This is a genomic window from Streptomyces zhihengii (genome assembly GCF_016919245.1).
Lineage (GTDB): Bacteria > Actinomycetota > Actinomycetes > Streptomycetales > Streptomycetaceae > Streptomyces > Streptomyces zhihengii.
On sequence record NZ_JAFEJA010000001.1, the window covers coordinates 2,661,084 to 2,682,219 of the forward strand.

20 protein-coding genes and 1 riboswitch are annotated in these 21,136 nt (G+C 71.5%); of the genes, 6 read left to right on the top strand and 14 right to left on the bottom strand.

Annotated elements, in window-relative coordinates; genetic code table 11:
* The first annotated feature begins 29 nt into the window (after positions 1-29).
* Positions 30-644: a TetR family transcriptional regulator gene (locus JE024_RS10860; RefSeq protein ID WP_205373386.1), complete on the top strand. Its 615-nt coding sequence runs from the start codon at positions 30-32 to the stop codon at positions 642-644.
* 255 nt (positions 645-899) lie between these two features.
* Here JE024_RS10860 and JE024_RS10865 read toward each other — a convergent pair whose 3' ends face one another.
* From JE024_RS10865 to JE024_RS10910, 10 genes are all read right to left on the bottom strand, one after another.
* Positions 900-1,778, bottom strand: coding sequence for a thioesterase family protein (locus JE024_RS10865; protein ID WP_205373387.1), 879 nt, complete (start codon positions 1,776-1,778; stop codon positions 900-902).
* Positions 1,779-1,800: 22 nt separating this feature from the next.
* Positions 1,801-2,472 (bottom strand): trimeric intracellular cation channel family protein, encoded by a 672-nt coding sequence (locus JE024_RS10870; RefSeq protein ID WP_205373388.1) that lies wholly within the window; start codon positions 2,470-2,472, stop codon positions 1,801-1,803.
* Between the two features lie 56 nt (positions 2,473-2,528).
* A complete protein-coding gene (locus JE024_RS41035; protein WP_244882755.1) occupies positions 2,529-4,127 on the bottom strand; it encodes an oligopeptide/dipeptide ABC transporter ATP-binding protein in 1,599 nt (532 codons plus the stop codon).
* On the bottom strand, positions 4,124-5,122 hold the full coding sequence (locus JE024_RS10880) for an ABC transporter ATP-binding protein (protein WP_205373389.1): 999 nt from the start codon (positions 5,120-5,122) through the stop codon (positions 4,124-4,126). Before JE024_RS10880 ends, JE024_RS41035 begins: the two co-directional genes overlap by 4 nt.
* Positions 5,123-5,128: 6 nt before the next feature.
* Complete coding sequence (locus JE024_RS10885; RefSeq protein WP_205376488.1) at positions 5,129-6,082, bottom strand: ABC transporter permease; 954 nt, start codon at positions 6,080-6,082, stop codon at positions 5,129-5,131.
* Between the two features lie 10 nt (positions 6,083-6,092).
* Complete coding sequence (locus JE024_RS10890) at positions 6,093-7,097, bottom strand: ABC transporter permease (RefSeq protein ID WP_205373390.1); 1,005 nt, start codon at positions 7,095-7,097, stop codon at positions 6,093-6,095.
* Positions 7,098-7,183: 86 nt separating this feature from the next.
* A complete protein-coding gene (locus JE024_RS10895) occupies positions 7,184-8,854 on the bottom strand; it encodes an ABC transporter substrate-binding protein (protein ID WP_205373391.1) in 1,671 nt (556 codons plus the stop codon).
* Positions 8,855-9,106: 252 nt separating this feature from the next.
* Positions 9,107-9,913 (bottom strand): enhanced serine sensitivity protein SseB C-terminal domain-containing protein, encoded by an 807-nt coding sequence (locus JE024_RS10900; RefSeq protein WP_205373392.1) that lies wholly within the window; start codon positions 9,911-9,913, stop codon positions 9,107-9,109.
* Positions 9,914-10,142: 229 nt separating this feature from the next.
* A complete protein-coding gene (locus tag JE024_RS10905; protein ID WP_205376489.1) occupies positions 10,143-10,889 on the bottom strand; it encodes an enhanced serine sensitivity protein SseB in 747 nt (248 codons plus the stop codon).
* Positions 10,890-11,714: 825 nt separating this feature from the next.
* Complete coding sequence (locus JE024_RS10910; protein WP_205373393.1) at positions 11,715-12,383, bottom strand: AAA family ATPase; 669 nt, start codon at positions 12,381-12,383, stop codon at positions 11,715-11,717.
* A gap of 216 nt (positions 12,384-12,599) precedes the next feature.
* Positions 12,600-12,697, top strand: a riboswitch (glycine riboswitch).
* A 150-nt stretch (positions 12,698-12,847) separates the two neighbouring features.
* Here JE024_RS10910 and gcvT point away from each other — a divergent pair.
* From gcvT to JE024_RS10930, 4 genes are all read left to right on the top strand, one after another.
* Positions 12,848-13,963: a glycine cleavage system aminomethyltransferase GcvT gene (gcvT, locus tag JE024_RS10915; RefSeq protein WP_205373394.1), complete on the top strand. Its 1,116-nt coding sequence runs from the start codon at positions 12,848-12,850 to the stop codon at positions 13,961-13,963.
* Positions 13,964-14,042: 79 nt separating this feature from the next.
* The gene (gcvH, locus tag JE024_RS10920) at positions 14,043-14,420 is read left to right on the top strand and encodes a glycine cleavage system protein GcvH (protein ID WP_205373395.1); all 378 of its coding nucleotides are present in this window, start codon (positions 14,043-14,045) and stop codon (positions 14,418-14,420) included.
* An 11-nt stretch (positions 14,421-14,431) separates the two neighbouring features.
* On the top strand, positions 14,432-15,691 hold the full coding sequence (glyA, locus tag JE024_RS10925; RefSeq protein ID WP_205373396.1) for a serine hydroxymethyltransferase: 1,260 nt from the start codon (positions 14,432-14,434) through the stop codon (positions 15,689-15,691).
* Between the two features lie 131 nt (positions 15,692-15,822).
* Positions 15,823-17,193, top strand: a complete 1,371-nt coding sequence (locus JE024_RS10930; protein WP_205373397.1) for an L-serine ammonia-lyase — start codon at positions 15,823-15,825, stop codon at positions 17,191-17,193.
* A 42-nt stretch (positions 17,194-17,235) separates the two neighbouring features.
* On the opposite strand, the gene JE024_RS10935 is transcribed toward JE024_RS10930, so the two are convergent.
* Positions 17,236-17,910 carry a lytic polysaccharide monooxygenase auxiliary activity family 9 protein gene (locus tag JE024_RS10935; RefSeq protein WP_465270495.1) on the bottom strand — a complete coding sequence of 225 codons (675 nt, stop codon included), beginning with the start codon at positions 17,908-17,910 and terminating at the stop codon, positions 17,236-17,238.
* 214 nt (positions 17,911-18,124) lie between these two features.
* Here JE024_RS10935 and JE024_RS10940 point away from each other — a divergent pair, with 214 nt between their 5' ends.
* Entirely contained in the window at positions 18,125-18,895 is a 771-nt protein-coding gene (locus JE024_RS10940) for a calcium-binding protein (protein ID WP_205373398.1), read from the top strand.
* An 85-nt stretch (positions 18,896-18,980) separates the two neighbouring features.
* Here JE024_RS10940 and JE024_RS10945 read toward each other — a convergent pair whose 3' ends face one another.
* The 3 genes from JE024_RS10945 to JE024_RS10955 form a co-directional block, all read right to left on the bottom strand.
* Complete coding sequence (locus JE024_RS10945; RefSeq protein ID WP_187742484.1) at positions 18,981-19,196, bottom strand: EF-hand domain-containing protein; 216 nt, start codon at positions 19,194-19,196, stop codon at positions 18,981-18,983.
* Positions 19,197-19,304: 108 nt separating this feature from the next.
* Positions 19,305-19,946 carry an ADP-ribosyltransferase gene (locus JE024_RS10950; protein ID WP_205373399.1) on the bottom strand — a complete coding sequence of 214 codons (642 nt, stop codon included), beginning with the start codon at positions 19,944-19,946 and terminating at the stop codon, positions 19,305-19,307.
* 420 nt (positions 19,947-20,366) lie between these two features.
* The gene (locus tag JE024_RS10955; protein WP_205373400.1) at positions 20,367-20,870 is read right to left on the bottom strand and encodes an ATP-binding protein; all 504 of its coding nucleotides are present in this window, start codon (positions 20,868-20,870) and stop codon (positions 20,367-20,369) included.
* Positions 20,871-21,136: the final 266 nt, after the last annotated feature.

Consider the following 21,136-nt stretch of genomic DNA (forward strand, 5'->3'; position numbering starts at 1 on the left):
TTCGAGATAACGGTTGTTTACTGAATGTCATGAGTCACACCGTCGGCATCCGTCAGGCCCAGAAGCAGAAGACCCGTCAGGCCCTGCTCGACGCCGCGCTGCGGCTGCTGGAGGACCAGAGCCTGAGCAGCGTCGGGCTGCGCGAGGTCACCCGGGCCGTGGGGGTCGCGCCGACCGCCTTCTACCGGCACTTCACGGGCATGGCCGATCTCGGCGTCGCCCTGGTCGAGGAGGCGCTCGGCTCGCTGCACGCGACGATCGGGGAGGCGCTGACGGAGCCCGCGGACGAGGACCGCATCGACCGCACGGTGGCGCTCGTGGCGGAGCTGGTGCGCACCTCACCCGCGCATGTGCGCTTCGTGGCACGGGAGCAGCACGGCGGCGTGGCGGCCGTGCGCGCGGCGATCGGCGAGCAGCTCAGGCGGTTCGCGGACGAGGTGGCGGCGGTGTTCGCGGCCGAGCCGGAGTCGGCGGGCTGGAGCGGGGACGATCTGGAGATGCTGGCCGGGATGTACGTCGACCACATGGTGATGATCGCCTCGGCGTTCCTGGAGGCGGGCCCCGAGGGCGAGGAGCGGGTCAGCGCGCTGGCGCGGCGCAGGCTGCGACTGGTGAGCCTCGGACGCCGGCACTGGCTGGACTGACCGGCGGGGGCCCGGAGGCGCGGGCGGTGGCCGACGGCACGGGCGGCGCTTGCGGGGACCGGAGGCGCGGGCGGCGACCGGAGGCGCGGGCGGCGCATGCGGTGACCGGCCGCGCGGGCGGTGACCGGCCGCGCGGGCGGTGACCGGCGGCACGGGCTCGGGCGGCCCCGCACACGGCAGCCAGGAGGCGTGAACCCGGACGCGGCCGCGCCCCCGGCCGGTCTCGGACGGGGGCACATGGCACGAAGGCGTGCGTCAGGCGGTGCGGGGCGCCTTGGCGAGCTGGCGGGACTGGGCGACGAGGCGGTCCGCGGAGTCCCAGACCTCGGCGTCCTCCTCCAGGAAGCCGCCCGCCAGGTTGCGGGTGGTGATCGCGACGCGCAGCGGACCGGGCGCGGGGCGGCAGCGCACGTGGGTGGTCAGCTCGACCGTCGGGGTCCAGCCCGTGAGGCCCAGCTCGAACGAGGTCGGCGGCAGCGCGTCCACCGTCAGCAGCAGCGACAGCGGGTCCGCGTCACGGCCGTCGGCCAGGCCGAACCAGCCGCGCATCTCGCCCTTGCCGGAGGGGGCGCCGATCGCCCAGCCGACGGTCGCCGGGTCGAGCCTGATGTCCAGCCGCTCCGTGATGGCGGAGCTGCCGGGGATCGGGGCCGGGCCGTCCGAGGGGCCGAAGCAGTGCTCGATCGGGGCGATCGCGGGCGGCTTCGCCGTGGTGCGCACCTCGCCGGGCAGCGCGTCGAGGTCGCCGTAGGTGGCGAGGACGCGGATGCGCTCGACCTCGGTGCCGTCCTCCTCGAACTGGAGGAGGGACGCCTGGCCGGTGGAGAGGGTGCGGCCGGTGCGGACGACCTCGGTGCGGATCACGGCGGGGCCGGGACGGGACGCCGTGAGGTAGTGCGCCGACACGGAGAAGGGGTCGGGGTGCGGGAGGGCGTCGCCGAGCGCGCGGCCCAGCATCGCGAGGAGGTAGCCGCCGTTGACGGCGTGGATGATCGTCCAGCCGGCCGAGAGCTCCGCGTCGTAGACGCCGGGCTCGCGGCGGGTGACCGCGGTGTCGCGGTCGAACTCGCTGTCGCCGACGGTCGCCTGCGCGGAACGCGCCGCGGGCGCCGCCGTCTGCACTGCCTCTGCCATGCCGGTACGGTACAACAAACGATTACTGAGCGGTAGCTTTTTCCTCGGTGGCCGCCGAGCGACGGTTCCAGGCGCGGGGTGCGCGCCAGTGGTAGCGCATGGCCAGCAGCCGCAGGACGAAGGCGGTCACCACGGCGACACCGCTGGTCAGCGCGTTCAGGGTGTCGAACTGGATGCACAGCACCACGATGGTGGCGCCGACGATCGCGGGCACCGCGTAGAGGTCCCGGTCCCAGCGCAGCAGCGAGGGCACCTCGTTGGCGAGGACGTCGCGCAGCACACCGCCGCCGACGGCCGTCGCCACGCCCAGCGCGGCGGAGGAGGTGAGGCCCAGGCCGAACTCGTACGCCTTGGTCGTCCCGGTCACGCAGAAGAGGCCGAGCCCGGCCGCGTCGAAGACGTTCACACCGACCTGGATGCGCTCCACGTGCGGGTGGAGGAAGAACACGAGCACGGTGGCGACCAGGGGCATCACGAAGTACCCGAGATCGGTGAAGGCAGCGGGCGGTACGGCCCCGATGATCAGGTCACGGATCAGCCCTCCGCCCAGTGCCGTGACCTCGGCGAGGACGGCGATGCCGAAGACGTCGAAGTTCTTCCGTACAGCGAGCAGCGCGCCCGAGATCGCGAAGACGAAGATCCCCGAGAGGTCGAGCGCGTGCTGGACGGAGGGCGTGAAGAGTTCTTGGAACACCGGACAGTTCTACCGTGCGTGTCCGTGCCCGGTGTTCCCGGCCACTCCCGAGCCCGTCAGCCGGCCTCGGGAGCCTCCTTCGCGGACCCCTTGCCGGCGGACCCCTTGCCGGCGGGCTCCGCCGCCGGGGCGGCGGAGTCGGAGCCCTTGGCCTCGTCGGCGTCGTCACCGGCAAAGTCGCCTCCGCCGGCTGCGGGCGCCTCGGCGTCCGAGTCCTTCGGCGCGGCGGCGTCGGCGGTGCTGTCGGCCTCGACGGCGTCCGAGCCCTCGGGCTCGTCGGCCGCCTTCGGCGCGTCCGCGTCCGCCGCGGAGCCCTCGGGCTCGACGGCGGCAGCATCCTCGGCGGGCGCGGCCGACGCGGCGCCCTCGGACGGATCGGCGTCGCTCGTGGCAGCGGCTTCGGCGGGCGCGGCCGACGCGGCGCCCTCGGACGGATCGGCGTCGCTCGTGGCAGCGGCGTCGGCGGCGTCCGCGGTGACGGGCGCGTCACCGGAGGCGTCCGCGCCCTCCGCCGGCGCCGCGTCGTCCGTGGACGGGCGGGGCGCGGGGACGGCGACCGCGGCGGAGGACGGGTCCGTCACCGTCTCGGAGACCGCGGCCTCCTTCGACGCCACCGCCTCCGTCGCCACGACCGCGTCGATCCCGGTCGAGCGGGTCTGCGGGACCGTGCCCTCGTCGATCTCCCGGGCGAAGTGGCAGGCCACCTTGTGCCCGTCGCCGAGGTCGGTCAGCACCGGGCGCTCGACGGCGCACCTGTCCTGTGCCCACGGGCAGCGTGTGTGGAAGCGGCAGCCGGCCGGCGGATTCGCCGGCGACGGCAGGTCGCCCTGGAGCAGGATGCGCTCCCGGCGGTCCTCGATCTCGGGGTCGGGCACCGGGACGGCCGACATCAGCGCCTTGGTGTACGGGTGCTTGGGGCCCTCGTACAGCACGTCGCTGGGCGCCTCCTCGACGAGCCCGCCGAGGTACATCACGCCGATGACGTCGGAGATGTGCCGGACGACGGCGAGGTCGTGCGCGATCACCAGGTAGGTGAGGCCCAGGGACTCCTGGAGCTCCTCCAGCAGGTTGATGACCTGCGCCTGGACGGAGACGTCCAGCGCGGACACCGGCTCGTCGCAGATGATCACGTCCGGTTCCAGGACGAGCGCCCGCGCGATGCCGATGCGCTGGCGCTGACCGCCGGAGAACTCGTGCGGGTAGCGGGAGAGCGCGTTGGCCGGCAGGCCGACCTTGGCGAGGATCTCCTTGATCTTCTCCCGCCGCTCGTTCTGGTCCTTGCCGATGCCGTGCGCGGCCATGCCCTCGGCGAGGATCGACTCGATGTTCTGCCGGGGGTTGAGGCTGCCCAGCGGGTCCTGGAAGACCATCTGGAGGCGGCGGCGGAAGCGGCGCATCTCCTCGTCGGGCAGCTTCGCCAGGTCGGTGCCGTCGAAGACGACCTCGCCGTCGGTGATGTCCACCAGCCGCAGCACGGCCCGGCCGAGCGTCGTCTTGCCGCAGCCCGACTCGCCGACGAGACCGTACGTCTGACCGGCCTCGACCTTCAGCGAGACACCGTCGACCGCGTACACATGGCCGACCGTGCGGTCGAAGAAGATGCCCTTCTTGACGGGGAAGTGGACCTTCACGTCGTCGAGTTCGAGCAGACTCATGCCGAGACCTCCGCCTGGTTCTTGGGAAGGACCGGGTTGACGCAGCGCACCTGGTGGCCCGCGGCGCGTGGTTCGGTCAGTTCGGGGGTGCCCGTCAGGCACTCCATCGTGTAGTGGTCGCAGCGCGGGGCGAAGGCGCAGCCGTCGGCCCAGGCGATGCGGTCGTTGATGGAGCCGCGGATCGGGCTGAGCGGCTCGCCGCGCGGGGCGTCGAGACGCGGGATGGAGCCGAGCAGCCCGTGCGCGTACGGGTGGGTGGGGTGGGCGAACAGCTCGCGCCGTGCCGCGGACTCCACCGCCCGACCCGCGTAGAGCACGTTGACCTGGTCGCACAGGCCGGCGACGACACCCAGGTCGTGGGTGATCATCAGCAGCGCGGTGCCCTCCTGGTCGACCAGTTCCTTGAGCAGTTCGAGGATCTGCGCCTGGATGGTGACGTCGAGCGCGGTGGTCGGCTCGTCCGCGATCAGCATCCGGGGGGCGCAGGCGACGGCCATGGCGATCAGCGCGCGCTGGCGCATACCGCCGGAGAGCTGGTGCGGGTATTCCTTGAGCCTGCGCGTCGGGTCGGGGATGCCGACCCGGTCCAGCAGGTGTGCTGCCTCCTTGCGGGCCGCCTCGCCCTTCAGCCCGCGGTGGCGCTGGAGGATCTCGGTGACCTGCACGCCGATCGGGATGACCGGGTTGAGCGAGGACAGCGGGTCCTGGAAGATCATCGCGAGCTGGCTGCCGCGCAGGTCGCGCCGCTTGCGCGGGCTCATGGAGAGCAGGTCCTGGCCGTCGAAGACGGCCCGTCCGCCGATCCGCACGCCCTTGTCCGGCAGCAGGCCCATCAGCGCGAGCGAGGTGACGGACTTGCCGCAGCCCGACTCGCCGACGAGACCGACGACCTGGCCCTGGTCCACGTCGAAGGAGACCCCGTCGACCGCGGTGGAGTCCTTGCGGCCCTTGGCGGTGAAGGTGACGCTGAGTTCGTCAACAGAAAGCAGTGCCATGGGACTTCAGCCTCGCAGCTTGGGGTCGAGGGCTTCGCGCATGGCCTCGCCGAGCAGGGTGAAGCCGAGGGCGGTGATGATGATGCCGATGGCCGGGTAGGCCGCCATCATGGGCTCGTTGTCGAAGAACCGCTGCGCCTGGGAGAGCATGACGCCCCACTCGGGCACGGCGGGGTCGGGGTTGCCGAGGCCCAGGTAGGAGAGCGCCGCCGCCTCGATGATCGCGGTGGCGAGGCTGAGCGTCGCCTGGACGATCACGGGGCTGAGCGAGTTCGGCAGGATCTGCGTGAGCACGATCCGCCGCTTGCGCACACCGAGCGCCTTGGCCGCGAGCACGTAGTCGGCGCCGCCCTGGGCGAGCATCGAACCACGCAGCATGCGGGCGAAGACGGGGATCTGCACGACGCCGACGGCGATCATCACGGTGGTCAGGGACTGGCCCATGACGGCGGCGATCGAGACCGCGAGCAGCAGGCCCGGCAGCGACAGCATGATGTCGGTGATGCGCATGATCACGGTGTCGACCCGCTGGCCGGCCCGTCCGCCGAGCGTGGCCGCGGCGCCGGACAGGATGCCGACGAGCGCGCCGACGACGAGGCCGATCAGCATCGAGACGACACCGACGAGCAGGGTCTGGCGCGCGCCGACGAGCATCCGGGAGAACAGGTCGCGGCCCAGGTGGTCGAGGCCGAACCAGTTCTCGCCGCGCATGCCGACGAACTTGCCCTGGTTGGGGAAGACCTCGCCGCGCCAGGTCTGCGCGGTGGGGGTGTGCGGGGCGATCCACGGGCCGATGATCGCGAGCACCACGAAGACGGCGATGACGGCGGCGCCGATGATCGCCATCTTGCTGGAGCGCAGCCGCCGCATGGCCTCGCGCCACAGGCTGGCGCCGGTGGTGGCCTCGGAGGTCTGCATCAGCTCGGCGAGCCGATCGATCTTGTCGGCCTTCTTGGTCATGGTCGTCACGTCAGTGCACCCGCACTCTCGGGTCGATGATGCTGTACGCGAGGTCGACCAGCAGGTTGATGAGGACGTACACCATCGCGATGAAGAGGATGAACCCGACGAGCACCGGGTAGTCGCGGGCGTCGATCGAGGTGCGGATGAAGGAGCCGATGCCGCCGAAGGAGAACACCGACTCGGTGAGCACCGCGCCCGACAGGAGGCTGCCGGTCAGCAGGCCCACGGCGGTGATCACGGGGAGCATCGCGTTGCGCAGCACGTGCCGGCCGCGCACCACGCGCTTCTCCAGGCCCTTGGACTCCGCCGTGCGGACGTAGTCCTCGCCGAGGACCTCCAGCACGCTGGCCCGGGTCATGCGCACGATCACCGCGAGGGGGATGGAGGCGAGCGCGACGGCGGGCAGGATCAGGTGCATGATCGCGTCCCAGCTCGCGTCGAACTCACCGGTGAGCAGGCCGTCCAGGACGGCGAACCCGGTGACGTCCGTCGCGTTGAGGCCCGTCGAGAGGCGCCCGTAGCTGGGGAACCACTGGAGCTGGACGGCGAAGACGCCCTTGAGCAGCAGCGCCAGGAAGAACACCGGGATGCAGATGCCGAGCAGGGACCCGGACACCGAGGCCACGTCGAGCCAGCCGCCGCGCCGCTTGGCGGCCAGGTAGCCGAGCGGGATGCCGACGACGACGGCGATGAGGATCGCCGCGATGCTGAGCTCCACCGTCGCCGGGAAGCGCAGGGCGAACTCGTCCCACACCGGCTGTCCGGTCTGGGTGGACGTGCCGAGGTCGAGCTCGACGATGCGCTTGAGGAAGCGCCAGTACTGGACGTAGACGGGCTGGTCGAGGCCCAGCGCCCGGTTGATTCTCGCCACTTCGGCTTCGGTCGCCCGCTCGCCCAGGATCGCTGAGGCGGGTCCGCCGGGCAGTCGGTTCAGCCACAGGAAGAGCAGAACCGACAGGCCGAGCAGGGTGGGAATGAGCTGTAGCAGTCTTCGTACGACGAGTCGCAGCACCCCGCATGCCCCTTTCTCACGTGCGTCGAAGCGGGTCCGCCCGGCCACGGAAGTGCTGTGGCCGGGCGGACCCGCAGGGTTTTCGATTACTTGAAGGAGACCTCGGCGAAGTTCTCCTGCGTCAGCGGGGAGACCTTCGGCGGGTTGACGTTCTTGCCGAACGCGATGGCCGGCGGGGAGGACGAGATCGGCACGCCCGGGGCGTAGGCCATGATCGCGTCGTTGGCGGCCTTGTAGGCGTCGACGCGACCCGCGGGGTCGGTCACCTTGGAAGCGGCGTTGACGGCGTCGAAGACCTTCTGGTCCTTGAAGCCCCACTGCTTGTCGTACCCGGCGAACCAGGTGCCGATGAAGTTGAAGCCGTCGTTGAAGTCACCGGTCCAGCCGAGCATGTGCAGGGCGCAGGAGCCCGCCTCGGTGGCGTCCAGGTAGTCCGGGGCCCACTTCATGGCCTTCGGCTTGACGGTGATGCCGGCCTTCTCCAGGTCGGCCTTCATCAGCTCGAACATGTCCTGCGGAGCGGGCATGTACGGGCGGGTGACCTCGGTCGGGTAGCAGAACTCGACCGTCAGCTTCTCCTCACCGGCGGCCTTGAGGAGCTCCTTGGCCTTGTTGGTGTCGAAGGGGTAGGTCTTCACCTTGTCGGAGAAGCCGGCGACCGTGTCGGGCATGAACTGGGTCGCGGCCTTGCCGCCCTCGGGAAGCTGGGTCTTGACCAGGTTCTCGCGGTCGATGGCGTGGGTGATGGCCTGGCGGACCTCGGGCTTCTTCAGCGCCGGGTTCACCTCCTGGCTCATACCGACGTAGAAGATGTTGAAGACGTCACGGGTCGGGACCTGGTAGCCCTCGCCCTCCAGCGTCTTCACATCGGCCGGGGCGACGAGGTCGTAGCCGTCGATGTCGCCGGCCTGGAGGGCCTGGCGGCGGCCGTCCTCGGTGTCGATCGTGCGGAAGACCAGGTTCTTGACCTTGGCCTTCTCACCCCAGTAGCCGTCGAAGGCCTCCAGGGAGACCTCCTTGTTGCCCTTGTTCCACTTGGTGATCTTGTACGGGCCGGTGCCGGCGACCGTGCCGGCCTCCTGGCTGTACTTGGGGTACGTGATCGCGTCGCCCTTGGCGGTCGCGTCCTGCTTCTCGTACTCCTTGAGGGCCTTCGGCGAGTGGATCGCGAGCGCCTGGAGGGAGAAGCCGCCCGGGAGGTTGGCGGAGGGCTCGTTGACCTCGATGACGGCGGTGTTCTCGTCCTTGGCGGTGCAGGACTTGAAGTTCGCCTTCGGGGCCTCGGGGTCCTCGTTCTTCGCGAACCCGCCCATGATGGTCTGCCAGTAGTAGGAGACCGCGCTGGACTGGTACGTGCCCTTCCAGTTGAACCAGTGGTTGTAGTTCGCGCAGACGGCGTCGGCGTTGAACGCCTCGCCGTCGTGGAACTTCACGCCCTGGCGCAGGTTGAACGTCCAGACCTTGCCGGCCGGGTCGCTGGACCACTTCTCGGCGAGGCCGCCGACGAGCTTGCTGCCTCCGGGCTCGTGCTCGAGAAGCGCCTCGAACGCCTGACGGGTGACGCGGAACGTCTCGCCGTCACTCGCAAGGGCCGGGTCGAGGGAACCCGGGTCACCGGCACCGGCGAAGACGAAGGTGTCCTTCGCGCCGGCCTTGTCACCGCCCTCGCCGCGCTCGGAGGAGCATCCCGTGGCAACCAGTCCGACAGCCACGGCTGCCGTGATCACCCGAGCAGCTCGGGACTTGAGTATTCGCATGGGTCCACCCCTGGTTCACCATGTGGAAGGTCTTGACGGCCGAACACTACAGATCAGGGGCACGACGGTGAACAGTCCGGATAGCGGTGATACCTACCTGAGACCCGGACACTCAACAAACCGGTCATATCCGGGACATCCTCCCCCGGCCAGTTAACACCCTTGACATCTGGCGCAGTTCGAGGATGGGTGTTCGAGGCGCGTCTCAACCCGTGGGCGGGTCGATGCGTCCGGGCAGCGGACGGAGACGGATCAGCGCAGGCCACCGGCCGCGCCGGGCTGCGGGTAGCCGTACCCGCCGCCCCCGGCGGGAGGTCCGCCGGCATGCGCCTCGCGGTCGTAGAAGGGGCGGGTATTGGCCCGCATCCACATCGTCACGGGGTCGTACTCGTCGGCGAGCGCGACCGTCGAGACCGGCAGCCCGTCCGGGACCGCGCCGACCGACTGCTGCATCATCACGCGGACCGACTCGACCGCCTGCGGACCGGTGTCGTAGAGGTCGAGGCCGACGGCGAGGTAGGCCGGGCCGACCGCCGGCTGCACCCAGGCGCGGCGCAGCGAGCGCACGGCGGGGGTGCGGTGCGCGTTCTGCGTGAGGAGGGCGTAGAACTGGGGGATCTCGACGGCCGGTTCGGACAGCCGCAGCGGGCCGGCCGGCATCCGGTCGAGACCGGCGGCGATACGGCGCAGATCCAGCCACGGGATGCCGACACCGCCGCCCGGCGCGTGCGGGTTGAGCCAGATGCCCCAGCGCTCCGGATAGAGGATGCGGGCGATGTCCGGGCCGCTCACCACCTCGTGGGCGCGGGTCCAGCCGGACGCGGCGAGCTCCTGGGGGGAGGTGACGCACGGGGCGTAGCCCGCGCCGTCGACCTCGATGTTCCCGTACTGGGCGTCCGGGGAGCCGGGCTGCCCGTGCCACAGGAGCATCCAGATCCTGCCGCCCGCCGGATCGGAGAGGGCGCGCAGCAGTGCCTCGTACGTGTCGAAGCGACCGGGAGTCACCTGGCGCAGCATGTGCTCGACCTGCCCGGCCGCCGCGGTGCCTGACGCGCTCACCCTGGGTTCCGCCCCTTCGTCCCTGCACGGCGGCGCGATCCGCGCCCCGCCGCCCGTCGTTGCCTGCTGGTGCCGTGTACTTCGCTGTGCGTGTGCTTCGCCGGTGCGTGTGCCCTGCCGGTGGTGGTGCCCTCCCGGTGGTGTGCCGCCGCCGGTGGTGGTGCCGTGCCGCCGTACCGTTCAGGCCATCAAACCAGCTTAATCGGCAGTTCCGACACAGACCTGGCGTCTACCGCGGAAGTCGCTCGTAGAAGGGGCGGACCCGCTCCAGCATCCAGTCGGACACCGGGTCCTGCGCAACGTCCAGAAGGACGAGATTCACCGGCCACGGGACCTGGACCCGGCCGAGCGCGCGGCCGAGGGCGTCCATCGGCGCGTTGCGGTCCGGGCCCTCCCAGGAGGAGAGCCGCACCCCGACGAAGAGGGAGGGCGCCTCGCCCTCGACGGAGGCGAGCGCGCGGCGGGCGCTGACGACGACGCCGGACGCCTCGAACTCACCGGCCGCGGCGGCGAGGAAGTCGACCGGCTCCTCCTGCCAGTCCGGCTCGAACAGCCGGACCCGGCCGCCGGAGGCGGGACCGTCGAGCGGGGTCCGTCCCGACCGGCAGAGTTCGGCCACGGCGGGCGGGGGGAGGGGGACGCCGACCGCGCCGCCCGGGTTCACGGCGATGCCGAGCTGCGGGGGGAGTCCGCGGGCGAACTCGCGGGCGGGCGCCACGGTGAACGGCATGTGGGCGCCGACGATGGCGAGGAACTGCTGCTCGGAGCTGAAGACGGGGACGTAGGCGGCGCCGGCTATCTCGGTGGTCGGCAGGTCGAGGTCCCGGCTGTCGGGGCCCCCGCCGTTGGGCAGCGGCACCCATATGTGGCTGCGCCCGAGCACCTCGACGATGCGGCCGCCGGCGGCGGGGTTGCCGAGGGCGGCGGCGAGGGTCTCTTCCAGCTCGTTTCCGGGCCAGCCGTGGTGGTTGTCCATGCGCGTCGTCTCTGTCTTCCCGCTCATGCCCGGGGGCGCTCCCGGGGCCGCTCCGACTGTAGCGGGGGTGCCCTCCGGGCGGGGTGCCTCCGGGTGGGGGCGCGGTCATGGGGGCTCCGTGGCGGGGTGCGGTCATGGGGGGCTCCGTGGCGGGGTGCGTCCCGGGGGGCTCCCCAGGTGGGGGTGCGGTCACGGGGTGGGGGTGCTCGTGGGGATCGGCTGCTCCGGGGCGGGGCTCGGGGCTCCGGTCGCCCGTGCGCGCAGCGCCTTTCCAGGGGCTCCGCCCCCGGACCCCCGCGCCTCAATCGCCGGCGGGGCTGAACAGGCCCGGAGGACCCCCCAGCCTCACCCGGAGCAACCGGTCCCGCCGGCGATTGAGGCGCGGGGCAGAGCCCCGCCGGACCCGGGTGCGGGGACGGGCGCGGGCACCCCGGCACGCAGGACACGCCCCGCAGGCGCGTCCTCGAACCCGCGGGGCTGAACAGGCCCGGGGCAACCCCCCGGCCTCACCCGGAGCACCCCAGCCCCGCCGGCGATTGAGGCGCGGGGCGCGGGGCAGAGCCCCGCCGGACCCGGGTGCGGGGACGGGCGCGGGCACCCCGGCACGCAGGACACGCCCCGCAGGCGCGTCCTCGAACCCGCGGGGCTGAACAGGCCCGGAGCAACCCCCCAGCCTCACCCGGAGCACCCCAGCCCCGCCGGCGATTGAGGCGCGGGGCGCGGGGCAGAGCCCCGCCGGACCCGGGTGCGGGGACGGGCGCGTGCAGCCCGGGCCGGCGGGCACGCCGGAGCAGACGAGGGGCGCCCCGGAGGAGGCGCCCAGGCTCAGGAGGGCCCGAAGATCAGAGACCGCAGCGTCGCCGCCGCGTCGCGGTCGAGGAGGACGGCGGAGGAGCAGCCCGACGGGAGGCGGCCGGACTCCGCGTCGGCGACGAGGCGGCCGACGGCGCGGCGGTGGCGGGCGAAGGCGTAGCCGGAGACGCCGCGGCCGCGCTCGCGCTGCCCGTCGCGGGCGACCCGCGGCGGCACGTCGAGGAGGAGCAGATGGAGTTCGCGGCCGCGCCGCGCCGCCTCGCGGGCGAGCCAGCGGCGCACCCACGCCTGGGTGCCGCAGTCGTGCACGACGACGCTCTCCCCGGAGCGCAGGGCCCGGCGCAGGCCCGCGTAGTGGGCGAGGCGCACGAGCGGGCGGTAGGCGGCGTAGGGCAGCAGGCCCGGCATCCGCGCGTCCCAGCGGTCGCGGGTGTCCTGCGAGTCGATGCCCAGGCCGCGCGCCGCGCGCTGGATCAGCGTCGTCTTGCCGCTGCCGGGCAGGCCGGAGACGACCACCAGGTCCCCTTCGCCGAACACCAGCCGCCGCGGACCGCGGCCCGCGCGCTCGCGCAGGTCCCGCAGGACCGGCGCGGGTGTGTCGATCAGGCCGTCGACGGGCACGGCCGGTCTCGCGGGCACCCCCGCGGCCGCGGCGTATGCACCGGAGCTCTGCAACGTCATCAGCGTCCCCCTTGTCACGTCGTCCGACCCTTGCCCATTAACCTGACCCATGAAGTGTAAAGAATTGGTAATACGAATCCACCGATTTCGGCGCGGCAGGCGCGTTCGGTGTCACCGCGCGCACCCGGACCGTCACATGCCGCCGCCTGGTACCGCACTCCCCCGCTTCGCCCGCGGGCATGCAATGATGTGCGCGCCAACTCCATACAGGCCGCTTGAATCCGCGCGGGAGAGTCCCTGCCACCTGGTGTGGCGGGCGCCGAAGGAGCAAGTTCCTCCCTTGAATCTCTCAGGCCCCGTACCGCGTGCGATGAGGCAGATCTGAAAAGCGAGCCGCGCTCACACCCGGCTCCACCCAAGGTGCAAGTCACGACCATCCGTACGCGGGGTCGCGGCGAACCTCTCAGGTTCCGATGACAGATGGGGAGGATTGTCCTCGCCGTCATGCCCTGGGAGCCACACCTATGAGCACTTCGCCCCGCCGCACCGCGCTCGATGCCCTGCATCGTTCGCTGGGCGCGACCATGACCGACTTCGCCGGCTGGGACATGCCGCTGCGGTACGCCAGCGAGCGCGACGAGCACAACGCCGTCCGCACCCGGGCCGGACTGTTCGACCTCTCGCACATGGGCGAGATCACCGTCACCGGTCCCGAGGCCGTCGCCCTGCTCGACCACGCCCTGGTCGGCAACATCTCCACGGTGGGCCCGGGCCGCGCCCGGTACACGATGATCTGCCGCGAGGACGGCGGGATCCTCGACGACCTGATCGTCTACCGCCTGGGCGGGACCGAGTACATGGTGGTCGCCAACGCGGGCAACGCCCAGACCGTGCTGGACGCCCTGCGCGAGCGCGCGGCGGGCTTCGACGCCGAGGTGCGCGACGACCGCGACGCCTACGCGCTGATCGCGGTGCAGGGACCGGAGTCCCCCGGCATCCTCGCCTCGCTGACCGACGCGGACCTGGACGGCCTGAAGTACTACGCGGGCCTGCCCGGCACGGTGGCCGGCGTCCCGGCGCTGATCGCGCGCACCGGCTACACCGGGGAGGACGGCTTCGAGCTGTTCACCGAGCCGCAGCACGCGGAGAAGCTGTGGACCGCGCTCACCGAGGCCGGCCGGGACGCCGGCCTCATCCCCTGCGGCCTGTCCTGCCGAGACACGCTGCGCCTGGAGGCGGGCATGCCGCTGTACGGGCACGAGCTGACGACCGCGCTGACCCCGTTCGACGCCGGTCTAGGCCGGGTCGTGAAGTTCGAGAAGACCGGTGACTTCGTCGGCCGCGAGGCCCTGGCCGCCGCCGCGGAGCGCGCCGGGCAGGCTCCGCCGCGCAAGCTCGTCGGCCTGATCGCCGAGGGCCGGCGGGTGCCGCGCGCGGGGATGCAGGTCGTCGCCGGCGGCGAGGTCGTCGGCGAGGTGACCTCCGGCGCGCCCAGCCCGACGCTCGGCCGTCCGATCGCCATGGCGTACGTCGACGCGGCCCACGCCGCGCCGGGCACCGAGGGTGTCGGGGTCGACATCCGTGGTACGCACGAGCCGTACGAGGTCGTCGCGCTGCCGTTCTACCAGCGCGCGAAGTGATACTCCGGGGGCACGACGTGACCCCCCGCACTCCCCTCCCGTTCACCACCACTCCCCCGCGTACAGGAGAATTCACCTCATGAGCAACCCGCAGCAGCTGCGCTACAGCAAGGAGCACGAGTGGCTGTCGGCCGCCGAGGACGGCGTGTCGACGGTCGGCATCACGGAGTTCGCGGCCAACGCGCTCGGCGATGTCGTCTACGCCCAGCTCCCGGAGGTCGGCCAGAGCGTGACCGCGGGCGAGACCTGCGGCGAACTGGAGTCGACCAAGTCCGTCAGCGACCTCTACTCGCCGGTGACCGGTGAGGTCGTCGAGGCGAACCAGGACGTCGTGGACGACCCGTCGCTGGTGAACTCGGCGCCCTTCGAGGGCGGGTGGCTCTTCAAGGTGCGCGTCGCCGGGGAGCCGGACGATCTGCTCTCCGCCGACGAGTACACCGAGTTCTCCGGGAACTGAGGATCTTCTCCATGTCGCTCCTGAACACCCCCCTCCATGAGCTGGACCCGGACGTCGCCGCCGCCGTCGACGCCGAGCTCCACCGCCAGCAGTCCACCCTCGAGATGATCGCCTCGGAGAACTTCGCTCCGGTCGCGGTCATGGAGGCGCAGGGCTCCGTCCTCACCAACAAGTACGCCGAGGGCTACCCCGGCCGCCGCTACTACGGCGGCTGCGAGCACGTCGACGTGATCGAGCAGATCGCCATCGACCGCATCAAGGAGCTCTTCGGCGCCGAGCACGCCAACGTGCAGCCCCACTCGGGCGCGCAGGCCAACGCCGCGGCGATGTTCGCGCTGCTGAAGCCGGGCGACACGATCATGGGCCTGAACCTGGCCCACGGCGGTCACCTGACCCACGGCATGAAGATCAACTTCTCCGGCAAGCTCTACAACGTGGTCGCGTACCACGTCGACGAGCAGACCGGCCAGGTCGACATGGCCGAGGTCGAGAGGCTGGCCAAGGAGTCCAAGCCGAAGCTGATCGTCGCCGGCTGGTCCGCCTACCCGCGGCAGCTCGACTTCGCCGCCTTCCGCCGGATCGCGGACGAGGTCGGCGCGTACCTGATGGTCGACATGGCGCACTTCGCCGGTCTGGTCGCCGCGGGTCTGCACCCGAACCCGGTGCCGCACGCCCATGTCGTCACCACGACCACCCACAAGACCCTCGGCGGTCCGCGCGGCGGTGTGATCCTCTCGACGGCCGAGCTCGCCAAGAAGATCAACTCCGCGGTCTTCCCCGGTCAGCAGGGCGGTCCGCTGGAGCACGTGATCGCGGCCAAGGCGGTCTCCTTCAAGGTCGCCGCCTCCGAGGACTTCCGCGAGCGCCAGCAGCGTACGCTGGACGGCGCCCGCATCCTCGCCGAGCGCCTGGTCAAGGACGACGTCACGCAGCACGGCGTCTCCGTGCTGTCCGGCGGCACGGACGTGCACCTGGTCCTGGTGGACCTGCGCAACTCCGAGCTCGACGGCCAGCAGGCCGAGGACCGCCTCCACGAGGTCGGCATCACGGTCAACCGCAACGCGGTCCCGAACGACCCCCGGCCGCCGATGGTCACCTCGGGTCTGCGGATCGGCACCCCGGCCCTGGCCACCCGCGGCTTCCAGGACGAGGACTTCCGCGAGGTCGCGGACATCATCGCCGAGGCGCTGAAGCCGGAGTACGACGCCGCCGCCCTGCGCGCCCGCGTCACGGCCCTCGCCGGGAAGCACCCGCTGTACCCCGGTCTGTAACCCGGACCACAGCACAACAAAAGGGGCACCGCGCACACTGGACAGTGCGTGCGGTGCCCCGCACCGCGTCAGCCCGCATTGCCGCACCACCGGCAGACAACGGCGTCTACCACCCCCACAAGGAGTTCTCCGTGGCCATCTCGGTCTTCGACCTGTTCTCGGTCGGCATCGGCCCGTCCAGCTCCCACACGGTCGGCCCGATGCGCGCCGCCCGCATGTTCTCCCGGCGGCTGAAGAACGAGGGCCTGCTGGCGCACACCGCCTCCATACGGGCCGAGCTCTTCGGTTCCCTCGGCGCGACGGGCCACGGCCACGGCACCCCGAAGGCGGTGCTGCTGGGCCTGGAGGGGAACTCCCCGCGCACGGTCGACGTCGAGACCGCCGACGAGCAGGTGGAGCGGATCAAGGCCGAGGGGCGCATCAGCCTGCTGGGCGTCCACGAGATCGGCTTCTCCTTCGACGACCACCTCGTGCTGCACCGCCGCAAGGCCCTGCCGTACCACGCGAACGGGATGACCGTGGCCGCGTACGACGCGGAGGGCGCGGCGCTGCTGGAGAAGACCTACTACTCGGTCGGCGGCGGCTTCGTCGTGGACGAGGACGCCGTGGCCGGCGACGACCCGATCGTCCCCGAGGACACCGTCCTCAAGCACCCCTTCCGCACCGGTGACGAGCTGCTGCGGCTGACCCGGGAGACGGGCCTGTCGATCTCCGCGCTGATGCTGGAGAACGAGAAGGCGTGGCGCTCGGAGGCGGAGATCCGCGAGGGACTGCTGGAGATCTGGCGGGTCATGCAGGCCTGTGTCGCCCGCGGCATGTCGCGCGAGGGCATCCTCCCCGGCGGCCTCAAGGTCCGCCGCCGCGCCGCGACCACCGCCCGCAAGCTGCGCTCCGAGGGCGACGCGGCGGCGCTCGCGATGGAGTGGATCACCCTCTACGCGATGGCCGTCAACGAGGAGAACGCGGCCGGCGGCCGGGTCGTGACCGCGCCCACCAACGGCGCGGCCGGCATCATCCCCGCCGTCCTGCACTACTACATGAACTTCGTCCCGGGCGCCGACGAGGAGGGCGTGGTCCGCTTCCTGCTGGCCGCCGGGGCGATCGGCATGCTCTTCAAGGAGAACGCCTCCATCTCCGGCGCCGAGGTCGGCTGCCAGGGCGAGGTCGGCTCGGCCTGCTCCATGGCGGCCGGCGCGCTGGCCGAGGTGCTCGGCGGCTCCCCGGAGCAGGTGGAGAACGCCGCGGAGATCGGCATGGAGCACAACCTCGGCCTGACCTGCGACCCGGTGGGCGGCCTGGTGCAGATCCCCTGCATCGAGCGCAACGGCATGGCGGCGGTCAAGGCCGTCACCGCGGCCCGCATGGCGATGCGGGGCGACGGCAGCCACAAGGTCTCCCTCGACAAGGTCATCAAGACCATGAAGGAGACCGGCGCCGACATGTCCGTCAAGTACAAGGAGACGGCCCGCGGCGGGCTCGCGGTGAACATCATCGAGTGCTGAGGGCAGGGGGCCCGGGCGGCACGCCCGGGCCCCCTCCCCGGCTCAGCCGAAGTTCACGTCGCTGCACCACATGTAGGCCTGGTCGAGGTGCGAGGCCTGCCAGATCACGAACACGACGTGGTGTCCGGTGTACCCGGAGGTCTGCACCGGGAACGTGATGTTCTGCGAAGGGGCGTAGCTGCCGGTCTGCGTGATGAAGTCGAGGTTGCCCCAGCCCAGGTTCTGGGTCTTGGGGTCGAAGCCCTGCTTGCTCACGTAGACCTTGAAGTAGTCGGCACCGTGCGACGCCTGGTCGTACAGGTGGACCGAGAAGTTGTTGCCGACGGTGGTCGTCTTCCACTGCCCGGGCTTGTTCAGGCTGTCGTTCCTCGACAGGTTGTTGCTGCAGAGCGTCCCGTCGGGGGTCCGCGCCTGGAACTGGCCGCCGAGGCCGTCCCGGAGAGCGCTCATCCAGTTCCACATGGTGTCCGCGTTGGCCTGGAAGGCCTGCCAGCACATGGGGTCCTGGGTCTGCATGGCCGGGTTCATGTGGTCGCTGCCCCACGTCTTCCAGCACTGGTACGCGCGGCTGGCGGGACCGACGATGGTGCCGTGGGCCTGGGCGGGGGCCGACCAGGTCAGGGCACCGGCGACTAAGGCGAACAGCATGAGGAGCGCTTGGAGCGGCCGGTGGAGGGGCGACCGCGGATGCCCCGTGAGGGGGGTCCGTGTGCGCATGGGGGGAACTCCTTCCAGTTGTGAGACTGTCATGGGAGCGCTCCCAACATCGAGGCTCCCGCGGGAAATGTCAATGAAACAAACAAAGTTGATGCCAGGGGTGGCAGCGGGCGGGGGCGGCGGGGAGACTGCCCTCGCGTCCGTGTCCGTCCGGCCCCCGGCAGCACCGCGCCGAGCGGGCCGGTACACCGTCACCCCATCGAGACGAGGTCCCATGTACCGGAACCGAGCCGCCGTCAGCGCGGTCGCCGTGACCCTGTTAGCCGCCGGCCTCGCCGTCGGCCCGGCGGCCACCGCCGGCGCCACCGAGGCGAAGGCCCGTGTCGGAGCCGACTGGTCGACCCAGTCGATCGTCTTCACCGCCGCCGCGGGGCAGGTGAACGACCTCAGCATCTACGCCATGTACACCAGTGACGGGATCAAGCGGATCGGCTTCCGCGACGTGGTCCCGATCGAACCGGGCGACCACTGCGCCCACTCCAGGGCCGAGGATCCCACCACCGTCGTCTGCGAACTGCCCGCCGACAGCCCCCGGCCCGACAGGATCGACGCCTTCCTCGGCGACGGCGACGACACGATCGCCGCCTTCACCCCCGGGGTCGGCACCGTCAGCGGCGGCCCCGGCGACGACGAACTGCACGCCCACACCGCCCGCACGGTATTCGGCGACGCGGGGAACGACATGGTCATGGGCCCCGGAGTCCTGCACGGCGGCGACGGCATGGACCACCTGATGGGCGACGACGGCGACCAGCGGATCTGGGGCGGCCGGGGCGACGACATGATCGAGGGCTTCGGCGGTGACGACGCCGTGTACGGCGGCGACGGCGACGACCACGCCATGGGCGGGGACGGCCGCGACATCCTCCTCGGCGGTCCCGGCGACGACACACTGGACGGCGAAGGCGGCGACGACCTGGTCTGCGGCGGCCGCGGGGAGGACACCCTCGAAGGCGGCGAAGGCCGCGACATCGTCCTCCCCTGAGAACACCCGCGCGACGACGGCACGACGGCACGGCAACGGCGACGGCCCCCGGCGGGGAATCCGCCGGGGGCCGTCGTCTGCGCGATCAGGCCTTGTTCAGGTGGGCCCAGAACTCGTCGAACGACAGGAGCTTGTCCTTGTCGGTGTCCTGCGCGGCGATCACGGCCTCGGCCACGGACTCCGTGACGTTCCAGTCGCCCATCTGGGCCATCGCCGTCTTGTACTCGGCCGCCGTGATGAAGCCGTCGCCGTCCGCGTCGTAACGGTCGAACGCCTTGCGTGCTGCCTCGATGTCCGCCACCGGGTCCACCCCTTCTTGGTGCATAACTGACGGGCCCAGATTATCGGCCCGGGCGCGGACCCCGGAGGGCAGGCCGGTACGGCGGACGGCGCGGTCGGACGGCCGGGGTCAGCTGCGCCAGGGCTCGTAGTGCGGGTTGTCCACGCACTCGGCCATGATCTCCCGCTTGGTCTTCCTGTCGACCGGGCAGACACCGACGACGAACTCGCGCGCGATGCCGCCGGGGAAGGCGACCTCGACCTGGTCGGCCCACTTGTGGGTGTCGCCGATGGTCCGGTTCACGTCCACGCCGCCGGGGGCGTCGATGTAGTAGTTCCAGGCGCTCTTCCACTGCTTGTACAGGTCGTGGTCGTAGGTGGTGGAGACGTACGGGGAGGGCTGGTTGACCAGGACGTACTTCTCGATGTCGTACTGGCCGTCGAGCGGCGCCTTGGGGTGGAAGCCCTGCTCGAAGACGATCTCCGGGCCGCGGCCGTCCGCGCGGTAGAGCTGCCCGCAGGTGCTGCGGTAGGCGGGCTCCGGCGTGATCCGCCCGACGTCCACCCGACGGTCGGCGGCGGCGTGGAGGCGGTCCGAGACGACGGGGCACGCGGCGGCAACAGCGGCGGCGGGGACGGCCCGGGCGGCGGCAGGAGCCGCGGCGGGGGCCGGTGCCGCGCCCGCCGAGGCGGAGGCGGCGGCGGGGGCGAGGAGTGCGGACAGGGACAGCGCGACGACGGCGGCCCGGCGCCGCAGACGGGAAGTGATCATGAAGATCACCTTTCCGCGACCGTGGCGGCGGGCGTCGCACCGTCACCCGGGAGCGGGCGATTCGCTCCACGGGTTGACGCGGGAGCCCTCCGGCCCGGTGAGAAACACATGAAGGTTCATTAAAGATTCACCCGAGCATCGCCATAGTTATGCATGGATTGCCAGGTCAGTGGCCCATCGCACCTAAGATTCACCTCGCGAATGAGGCGATTGTGACTGTTTGTCCCGTTAAGGACTTTTGGCGGTACGGAGTCCGTATGCCATAGTCGGTGGCACGACCCCCATTGACCCGGGCCAGGTCGTCGAAGACCGCCGTGGATACACCCCCCCGTCCACGGCGCTCCACACAGAAGCCCCCACAGCGCCTCCACCCCGGCGCACGGGGGCTTCTGTGCACGCGTCCGCGGGGAGGGCGACGGGTCAGCGATCGGCCGTGCGCATCTCGAACCAGGTGGTCTTGCCGCGCGGGAGCAGATCGACGCCCCACCGGTCGGAGAGCGTGTCCACCAGGAAGAGCCCCCGGCCGCTGGTGTCCATCTCCTGGACCGGCATCAGACAGGGCAGCCCCCGGGACGGATCGCGCACCTCGATCCGGATCCAGCCGCGCCGGCGCACCATCCGTAACCCGAACACCCGGGCGCCGGTGTGCCGGACGGCGTTGCCCACCAGTTCGGAGACGAGCAGGACGGCGTGTTCGCACGTCTGGGCGGGCAGCGCCCACTGCCGCAGCACCACGCCCTGGGTGAGCCGCCGCGCGATGCCCGCCGATTCCGGACGGGACGGCAGCCGTACCTCGCCCTCCGTCGGATTGCCGTACAACTCCAGCGCCTTGAGCGCCTGTTCGTCGTCCACGGCCGGGATCCACCGAGCGGCGGTCGCGCTCGCACGCTGCCGCGGTGGTCCCGCACCCTCCAGGCCCGCCATGCGTCCATGATGGCCGCAAAGACGGGGCGCCGTGGGCGATCCGGCGGAATCGAGCCCCTGGAATGCCTGATTCCGGGAGGGTCGTCGGGCATATGCCAGGCGTCGCGATCCGACCCCGAAACCCCGTCCGACCTGCGGCGACGCACCCCTGCCGGTCGGCGCGCGCCAGGAGAGGGGACCTGCGGAGCCCGTGGGCGCCGCCACCCCGACGGGTCACGCCGCCAGGCGCACACGATTGACGTGCGCCGCCCCGGCGGCGTCAACAC